6 protein-coding genes are annotated in these 9,601 nt (G+C 43.0%); all 6 read right to left on the bottom strand.

All coding sequences use genetic code 11. From position 1 onward, the window contains the following. Positions 1–712, bottom strand: a 712-nt coding sequence (locus ACM2FC_RS18355; RefSeq protein ID WP_498482443.1) for an ATP-binding cassette domain-containing protein, incomplete at its 3' end; no start/stop codon positions are given. 18 nt (positions 713–730) lie between these two features. Continuing rightward, on the bottom strand, positions 731–1,633 hold the full coding sequence (oppC, locus tag ACM2FC_RS18350) for an oligopeptide ABC transporter permease OppC (protein WP_498482442.1): 903 nt from the start codon (positions 1,631–1,633) through the stop codon (positions 731–733). A 15-nt stretch (positions 1,634–1,648) separates the two neighbouring features. Further along, entirely contained in the window at positions 1,649–2,569 is a 921-nt protein-coding gene (gene oppB, locus ACM2FC_RS18345) for an oligopeptide ABC transporter permease OppB (protein ID WP_498482441.1), read from the bottom strand. Between the two features lie 106 nt (positions 2,570–2,675). Beyond that, a complete protein-coding gene (locus ACM2FC_RS18340; RefSeq protein WP_498482440.1) occupies positions 2,676–4,307 on the bottom strand; it encodes an ABC transporter substrate-binding protein in 1,632 nt (543 codons plus the stop codon). A gap of 814 nt (positions 4,308–5,121) precedes the next feature. Beyond that, positions 5,122–8,235 (bottom strand): efflux RND transporter permease subunit, encoded by a 3,114-nt coding sequence (locus tag ACM2FC_RS18335; protein ID WP_498482439.1) that lies wholly within the window; start codon positions 8,233–8,235, stop codon positions 5,122–5,124. After that, the gene (locus ACM2FC_RS18330; protein WP_498482438.1) at positions 8,232–9,314 is read right to left on the bottom strand and encodes an efflux RND transporter periplasmic adaptor subunit; all 1,083 of its coding nucleotides are present in this window, start codon (positions 9,312–9,314) and stop codon (positions 8,232–8,234) included. Before ACM2FC_RS18330 ends, ACM2FC_RS18335 begins: the two co-directional genes overlap by 4 nt. Positions 9,315–9,601: the final 287 nt, after the last annotated feature.

Genomic DNA, 9,601 nt, shown 5'->3' with positions numbered 1-9,601 from the left:
CTACTGTTCCATATTCCATAGTGCGCCCTGCGTACATGACCAGCACTTTGTCACACGAGCCCGCCACCACACCTAAGTCGTGGGTGATCATGATAATCGCGGTATTGAACTCACTTTTGAGCTCGTTCAACAGTTCCATGATTTGCGCTTGTACTGTTACGTCTAGTGCCGTCGTCGGCTCATCGGCAATCAGCAGTTTTGGACGGCACAATAGCGCCATCGCTATCATCACCCTTTGACGCATCCCGCCTGAAAACTCATGCGGGTACATGGTAATACGCTTGCGGGCTTCGGGAATTTTTACCGCTTCTAGCATGCGCACCGATTCTTCAAACGCTTCCGATTTACCCATGCCTTTGTGCAGCATCAGCACTTCCATCAACTGGTCGCTGACTTTCATGTAGGGATTCAGCGAGGTCATAGGATCTTGGAAAATCATTGCAATTTGCTCAGCGCGCACTTTGTTGAGCGCTTTCTCAGGCAAGTTGAGGATTTCATTGCCTTCAAACTTGGCACTGCCACTGATTTTGCCGTTCTTAGCTAACAGGCCCATCAAAGCAAACACGGTTTGCGATTTACCTGAGCCCGACTCACCCACAATACCCAAGGTTTCCCCTTGGTTGAGGGCGAAATTTAAATCGTTCACTGCGGTGACAATACCATCGTGAGTGGTAAACTCGACACGCAGATCGTTGACATCTAATAAACTCATCATTCTTTCCTTTATCGATTATCTGTCTTTTGGATCCAGCGCATCGCGCAGGCCATCACCAACATAGTTAAAGCAGAATAGCGTCACAATCATAAAGGCAGCAGGGAAAGCCAATTGCCAAATAGCGACTTCCATCGTATTTGCCCCTTCCTGTAGTAACGCTCCCCAACTGGTCATTGGCTCTTGAACACCTAGACCAAGGAAAGAAAGGAATGATTCAGTCAGTATCATGCTCGGTACCAACAGAGTTGAGTAAACCGCAACGATACCTAAGACGTTTGGCACAATATGACGAGTGATGATCCGCCACTTGCTCACACCACACACATGGGCCGCTTCGATAAATTCTTTGCTACGCAAGCTCAATGTTTGACCACGCACAATTCGCGCCATATCCAGCCACGCAATTGCACCAATCGCAACAAAGATAAGGATGATATTTCGACCAAAGAAGGTCACCAATACGATCACCAAGAACATAAATGGGATCGCATAAAGGATTTCTAGAATACGCATCATCACGCGGTCAGTACGACCACCAATAAAGCCGGATGCTGCGCCGTAAAGTGTACCAATCACCACCGCAACCAATGCGCCCAATACACCCACCATCATTGAAATTCGGCCACCCACCAAGGTACGCACATAAAGGTCACGACCTAAGCTATCCGTGCCAAAGTAGTGTTCCAGAGATGGCGCTGCGTGCATGGCATACCAGTCAGTATCTTCATAGGTATAAGGTGCAATCATCGGCAGGAAGATGACCGCAAGTGTCATTAGCACCAAAATAAACAAACTGACCATCGCAGCTTTGTTACGCATAAAACGAATGCGCGCATCTTGCCACAGGCTACGACCTTCAATTTCTAAGCTCTCTGAGAATTTCTCAATCGCTTCTAAGTTTTCTTTTTTCGTTAACATATTCAACACCTCAACCTAGTAGCGAATCTTAGGATCGATATATGCCAACAGCACATCTACAATGGCGTTAAACATAATGAACAAGAAGCCGATCAGAATAGTGACCCCCATTACTAACGAGTAGTCACGGTTAAAGGCTGCGTTGACGAACAGTTTACCAATTCCCGGCAAACCAAATATGGTTTCGATAACAACAGAACCAGTGATAATGCCAACAAAAGCTGGGCCCATATAAGAGACCACAGGTAGAAGTGCTGGTTTAAGCGCGTGTCTCATAATGATGTAGGGATAATTCAGCCCTTTCGCTCGCGCAGTTCGAATAAAGTTACTATTTAGCGTTTCAATCATCGAACCACGGGTAATACGCGCGAAAGTTGCTACATAGAGCAATGACATACCTAGAACGGGTAGCGCCATGTATTTAAATGAACCATCCATCCAGCCCCCTGCGGGGAACCAACCAAGATTGATAGAAAAAACATAGATGAGTACAGGTGCCAACACAAAGGATGGCATTACCACCCCGAGCATGGCGGTGGACATAATTGAATAATCGAGCCAAGTATTCTGTTTAAGCGCAGCGATTGTGCCAACAGATACCCCCATGATTACGGTAAAAATGAACGCAGCAAAGCCAATTTTCGCGGAGACTGGTAGTGCCGTCGAGATAAGCTCGTTTACTGTGTAGTCTTTGTATTTAAATGAAGGACCAAAATCGCCTTGAACGATATTGGTTAAATAAGTCGCGTATTGCTGCCATACGGGCTTATCAAGGCCATATTTGGCATTAATGTTTGCCATTACTTCTGGTGGAAGTGGACGCTCACTTGAGAATGGATTACCTGGCGCGAAACGCATTAAAAAGAACGATATGGTAATCAATACCAACATGGTCGGTATTGCTTCCAGTATTCTTTTGGCTATGAATTTAAGCATAAACTCACTCTTTCAGTCTGTGACATAAAAATTATTAATGAGGCTCTGCATGCGTAAAACATGCAGGCCTTTATTTAATTTATTATTGCTTTAAGAATTGTTGTGTTTAGTTGGCTTTGATATATAAGTCTTTCGAATAAACTTTATCTTCAGCATTGTGCATTGGATAACCACCAACGGTTGGTGACACTAAGCGAACTCGAACATATTGATAAATTGGTGCGATTGGCATATCACGAGCAAGCAGAGCTTCAGCATCGTTATACAGCGCATCACGCTCTTTATCACTCGTCACTTCCATTGCTTTGTTCAGATCTGCATCATACTGCTTATTGAAGTACTTAGAGTCGTTGTTGCCGTTGTTCGACATCATCAAGTTTAGAAAAGTAGACGCTTCGTTATAATCCCCGCACCAACCCGCGCGAGTCACATCGAAATTGCCTTCACGACGAGTATCTAGGAAAGTCTTCCACTCTTGGTTTTCTAACGTAACGTTCACACCTAGAGACTTCTTCCACATAGATTGTATAGCAGTAGCAATCTTCTTGTGGTTTTCAGATGTGTTATATAACAAGCTGAATGAGAGAGGATGAGACTTGTCGTAACCTGCTTCTTTTAACAGCTCTTTCGCTTTTTCGATACGCTCTTTTTGAGTCCATTTGCTGTATTCAGGTGGGATTGGAGTAAAACCTGCGACTATATCAGGTGTAAAATTATAAGCTGGCAATTGACCTTGCCCCATTATCGCATTGGCAATAATGTTACGATCAATAGCATAAGATAGAGCCTTACGGACTCTGACGTCATCAAATGGTTTCTTCGCGGTATTAAAACCGTAGTAATAAGAACAAAGGTTACCCGTGATCTTTAGATCTTCTGGATGCTCTTTTTTCAGACGTCTAAAGTGTTCGATTGGCACCTCGTAAGTCATCTGAAGCTCGCCTGCCAAGAAACGGTTCATCTCTGCGACTTGGTTTTCAATTGGCAAGTATGTCACTTTATCAAGTACGGTATGCTCGTTATCCCAATAGTTTGGGTTGCGCTTAAGCACTAAGCGCTCGTTCACAACCCACTTCTCTGGTACAAATGCGCCATTACCAACAAAGTGTTCTGGCTTGGTCCACTCCTCACCCCATTTCTCAACCGTTGCACGGTGGACAGGCTTCACAGTGGTGTGACCCATCATCTTAACGAAATATGGTAGCGCTGACTCTAGGTCAATTTGTAGTGTGTGATCATCAATGGCTTTAACACCTAAAGTGCTTTTATCTTTTTTACCAGCAATGATGTCTGCGGCGTTGACCATAGTGGTCATTTCTAGATACCAAGAATATGGCGAAGCTGTGTTTGGATCGACAGCACGTTGGAATGTATAGACGAAATCTTCAGCAGTAACTGGATCACCGTTAGACCATTTCGCATTTTCGCGTAGGTGGAAGATGTAGGTTTTGTTGTCTTTGGTTTCCCAGCTTTCGGCTACACCTGGAATAGTGTTGCCATCGGCATCTTGGTTTACTAATCCTTCAAGAAGGTCACGAATCACGTTTGACTCAGGTACCCCTTCCGTTTTTTGAGGGTCAATAGAAGCAACTTCTGCTCCATTACCACGAACAAGTTCCTGTACTTTTGCGAGCTGCGTTCCTGCTGGAACATTTGCCGCAAATGACGCCGTCGATGCGGCTGCCACTGCAAAGCTAGCTCCTAACAGGAGAGCTTTAGTAATTTTATTTTTATACATACTTTTTTAACTCCAGTCTTATGTATTGCATCCATGAATTCTTTGGCTATTTTTATCAGCAAGGACTACTAGAACGGCTCCAGTGATTTAGATTTATTTAGAGCTAAAAATAAGCATAAAAATCTAAAAATCCGCAAAGATGACGGCAAACGTTACCAATCATCGAACAAATTTGCCATAAAAATGTAGTAAAAAGATGCATAATTCCACGTAATTTGAAACAAACGAGTAAAAAACACCATTCGAAATGAAAAATTTAGTAACATAATCTAAAAAAATATTTCATATCGGTTTTTAGTTTCATTTAGTCTACAAATATATCAAAAAACAATACTTTAAACCAAGCTACAACCTTTTATTAACATTAAAAACTAGCAAAATTCATTGCTGTGGCGGCTCTCACCTAAAGAATTGTCATTTTTTGGTTTAGATCAAACAGAACATTATCCTGTATGTGGTTTTTTAATTTCGTCTATTCTTACGACCGAAAAAATGGATCTGTTTCCATCATCAGGAACAGCAGAAGCGTTCAGATAAAAACTAGGATAACTTGGGATAAAATGAGATATGCTCGCTTTGTTGGTGGACCAACAAATTGTCAGAAAATGAAATAGCCAGAATTAGGAAAGATATCCCCACCCCTATAAGCTCAGAAGTATTTGGGGCAAACTACACTAGACGTAATGGGTAGCAAAACAAGGTAGCGGGACGTAAAATCTAGCTAGAAAGTTTTGATGTTATGACCTCACTATAGAGTGAAACAAAAAAGCCCGCTGAACAAAGCAACGGGCTCTCGTTAGTAAAGAGAACTCATCTATGCGGATGAGGAAGGTGTGACTGGAAGCGATGGCTCGTCATCTTCATCCTGTTTCTTCATCGGTTTTTTCAGCTTTTGCATCATGAGATAGACACAAGGCACCACAAACAACGGGTCAACAATGCCAATTGCCATACCCGAAATAATAATAATACCTAACGATCCCATTGAGACTGCTCCTGGCCCCGTTTCAACAATCAACGGCACAGCACCTAATATCATGGTCAATGACGTCATGAGTATCGGTCGCAATCGAGTTTTCGTCGCTGTTAGGATAGCTTCCCTTGGTGGCTTGCCTTCCCGTCGCAGCTCATTAGCAAACTCGGTAATCAATATACCGTGCTTACATATCAGACCAATTAAAGTCACCAGCCCTATTTCGGAATAGACATTTAAGGTGTAGTCACTAAAGTACAGCACCCAAAGAGCAGCAGATAACGTAATTGGAAGTGACAACATCACAACGAACGCATCGACAATACTTTCAAATTGAGCACTCAGTACCATGTAGATGAATATTAACGCAGCAGCAAAAACAAATAGCATTTGGTGGTTGGTCTGCAAATACTGCTCTGCGTCGTTTACATAATGATAGCTTGCCCCCTCAGGCATGATTTGAGGAAGCAATTTATTGACTTCATCAATCCCCTGTCCCATGCTCACATCATTGGCTAATCGAATAGACAATGACGCCGACGTTGCCCTGTCATATTGCTCAATCGAACGCGGCCCAACTTGACTTTTTATACTAATTAATTGACCTAAAGGAATTAACTTACCATCATCATTTTTGATTTTCAGATTCTTCAATGACGTTGGTATTTCGGTATAGCTTTTTAGCATTTGTACATAAAGAGAGTAGTTAACGCCTTGATAGCTCATATCGTTATCAAAACTTTTGCCACTCAAAGATACTTTCAGTACATCTTGAATATCTTTCATTGGCACACCGTATTGTGAGGCCGCAACACGATTAATTTTTATCTGAAACTGGTTCTCATCAAATTTCAAAGCATCACGTACATGAGAGAACATGGGTGATTGTTCAAGCTTGCGAGCAACTAACGCCATCTGCTTGGATAACGTTTGGTAGCTAGCCGAGCTAGTGACATTAATATCGATACCACCACTATTACCCTTACTACCGCTCCCTGTATCCACTGCTGGGATCACACCTGTAAAGACAACGTTACCGCCTTGACGCAACGCCACATCAATCATTTGACTGATTTGTTTCGCACTATGTTTTCTCTCACTCCACGGCTTTAACGTAATAAACCCACGAATGAAGTCGGTGCTGGCTAATACCGCCACATGCTCAATCCCCGGGATCTTACTCAGTCGTTTACTCATGCTATCGATCATTTTCTCTTCAGAAGCGTCATCACTTCCACCGGATAATGGTTGAAACATAAATATTTGGCCTGAGTCTTCAGCAGGTATCATCTCTGATGGACTACGAGTAAGCGGCCAGTAACTGGTTGCGAAAATGGCGATCAGTAAGACCAGAGTCGTCTTTCGATAGTCAATGCTATAACGCAATACTCGATGATAAACTTCTGCCAGCTGATCCAGTTTGTCATTGATCCATACTTCAAATCGACCTGCGGGTTTGTGATTGAGCATGTTGCTACACATCATTGGCGACAAGGTAAGCGCCACCATTCCTGAAATGATCACTGTCCCCGCTAGTGTAAAGGCAAACTGCTTGAACAACTCACCGGTAATACCATCAACTAATCCAACTGGTATGTATACTGCTGCTAGCGTTAGCGTTGTCGCAATAATAGCGAAGCCTATTTGTCGGCAGGCTATAATTGTCGCTTTCCGTATAGAAGACTGATATTTCATCTGTCGATGAACGTTCTCTGTGACCACGATGGCATCATCAACCACTAAGCCAACTGCAAGTAGCATTGCGAGCAAAGTCAATGAGTTGATACTAAACCCTGCTAACTTCATGATAATAAATGAGCACGCCAAACAAACAGGTATCGTCACAACTGGAATTAACGCGATTCTCAAGTTACCCAAGAATAGCCAAATGACCCCCGCAACAAGTATTACAGCCAGTCCAATTGCAAGGTAAACATCATGCAATGAGCTTTTAATGAAATCCGACTTATCAAGCAAAACACTGGCTTTCATTCCACTTGGTAGTTGCATACTGTTCAATAGTGAGTGCACTTGGTTGGAAAGGACTAAAGCATTCGCCGTTGCGGTATACTGTGGATTCAATACGAAGAGCATTGAGCGTTTTTTTGAAAAGTCGACCAGCGGCTCGATGTCAGGCTGGTTGCCTGGCGTTCCGATCGTCACTTTCGCAATTTCCGACAAACGAACAGGTTGAGCATCGTATTGGGCGACCACGATATCACGAATGCTATTTAGGCTGTCGATAGCCCCACTTGAAATAAGCTGATATTGACTCTTTGAACCAGAGGTGGTTCCACTGATCGCAGTAATATCATCCATATCACTGATCTTATCGATAATAGTGTTCAGATCTAATCCATAACGCTGAATTTTGTCTGGGTTTAGCGTGATCAATACGGATTGAGATGAGCTAGGAGCCACATCTACCGAGCCCGCAGATGGTAATTGCTCTAGCCTTGGTAGCAAAGTGTTGATTCCATATTGACGGAATTCGTACTGCGGCTGGTTTGGACCTGGCGTCAAACCGATCAGCATTGCGGGCATACCTTTGTCGTCGGATTTGCTTACTTTCGGCTCGATATTGTCTGGCAGTTTGCTAGAAATATTTGAGATATCGTTGTGGATTTCACTGACTAAAGTGTCAATGCCAGCATCGCTAACACCGTCAGCGACATCAATGGTAATTTCGCCTTTGCCGCGCCTAGCTGTTGCAGTCATATGCGCGATACCTTCGGTTCCCGCAATCTCATCCTGTATAGGGATGAGCACTTCAGTCATCATATTTTGCGCGGCAAGTGCACTGTCTCTAGCTGATATCTGTACTTTTGACTGTGCTAACTGGGGAGTGTAGCGCAATGACAGTTTTTGGCTGATCAAAATCCCGATAAACACTGGGATCAACCATAACACCGTACATAAAACAGGACGGCGTATACATAACTCCGTCAGTTTCATTTTTTCACTCCAGATTCTTTGCTGTTTTTAGTCAGAATTTGGCCACTATTGTTCACTATCACTTTTTCATCGGAATGAAGGTAATTCTGTCCATTGGTGACTAATGCTTCACCCACTTTCAAACCAGACAGAATTTGAACATAACCGTTGTAATAATTGCCGACTTTTACATTTCGCAGTACTGCTTTACCGTTTTCAACAATAAATGCTTGGGTGCCTTCTAGGTTGGTCAGTAAGCTCCCCGTTGGGATAATCACTTGATCCTTAAGTACCTTAGTTTGCTGGACCACTTTCACATTTTGACCCGGCTTGAAGCTAGAACCAACATTGACAGCCGCTTTCAGTGTTATTAGTCCAGTATCTATACTTGGCGCTACGTAAATAACTTTGCCTTCTGCTTTACTATCTGAGTTCAGCTCGGACTCGATAGTCACGAGCTGGCCGACTTTATAGTCTGACCGAGCCGAAGCTGGAAGTTGATATTGGACGGTGAGATGAATTGGATCGTACAACGTGGCAATACTACTACCAGCATCTAATAAATCGCCAACATGGTAGTCAGTCGTACTAATAACACCAGAAAATGGCGCTTTGATGGTTAACTCGGATAGCACAGCTGTATCTTGTTCTAGCAGTGCTTTTGCTTGTTTATAGCTACTATAGGCATCGTCATAAGAGCTTTGAGAAATTAGGCCTTTTTTGCGCAGGTTCTCCTGACGCTGCCACTCATTTTTCGCTTGAGTCAGCTGAGCTTGATCCTGTGCCACCTGAGCTTTTGCGGTACGAGTATCTTGGGTAAGTAATACTTGGCCTTTGGATACGGTTTCGCCACCATAAAACTTTATCCCAGTAATACGATTGGTTTGAAGGCTTTTAAGAGTAACGTAGTCTTTTGAATAGATGTTGCCATAACCATATTCTTGGTCAGACAAAGTACGGGTCGTGATAGGTTGCGTTTCAACTTGCGTGGGAGCAAATTCTCTCTTATGAGTTGTCTCCCCGAGATAAAAATAACTAGCGCCAGCCGCTGCCAATATAACAATGGCACTTAAACTAATGGCAAGCTTTTTGTGTCTCATATTGAAAAATCCCAAAAAATAAGAAGTCGATGACAAGTAAACTCGGAGCCACTTACCTCAGCTCGCTACACCGGCAGTTTACGGCAAGGGATTATCGCATTTTGTAATTAATTTTCTCTCTTTTTTACTTTCATTTACATTTGTTTGACCCGAGACCGACTCTGCACTTACTTCTCGTTTAACTTTCAGCTAGATACACTGTGGAACACCATGAATTGCTGACATTGTTTTTGCTTTTCTAATTTATGCTAATGTAATACTGTAACATTTGCTTCCACCCAACTTTT

It is taken from the genome of Vibrio sp. A37 (assembly GCF_059777565.1).
Note: the sequence above shows the minus strand (reverse complement) of the source record. Positions and strands in the feature narration are given on the sequence as shown.

Coding starts and splice junctions, on each gene's coding strand:
- ACM2FC_RS18330 (WP_498482438.1), bottom strand. CDS start 9,314: ATGAGACACAAAAAGCTTGCCATTAGTTTAAGTGCCATTGTTATATTG.
- oppC (WP_498482442.1), bottom strand. CDS start 1,633: ATGTTAACGAAAAAAGAAAACTTAGAAGCGATTGAGAAATTCTCAGAG.
- ACM2FC_RS18335 (WP_498482439.1), bottom strand. CDS start 8,235: ATGAAACTGACGGAGTTATGTATACGCCGTCCTGTTTTATGTACGGTG.
- ACM2FC_RS18340 (WP_498482440.1), bottom strand. CDS start 4,307: ATGTATAAAAATAAAATTACTAAAGCTCTCCTGTTAGGAGCTAGCTTT.
- oppB (WP_498482441.1), bottom strand. CDS start 2,569: ATGCTTAAATTCATAGCCAAAAGAATACTGGAAGCAATACCGACCATG.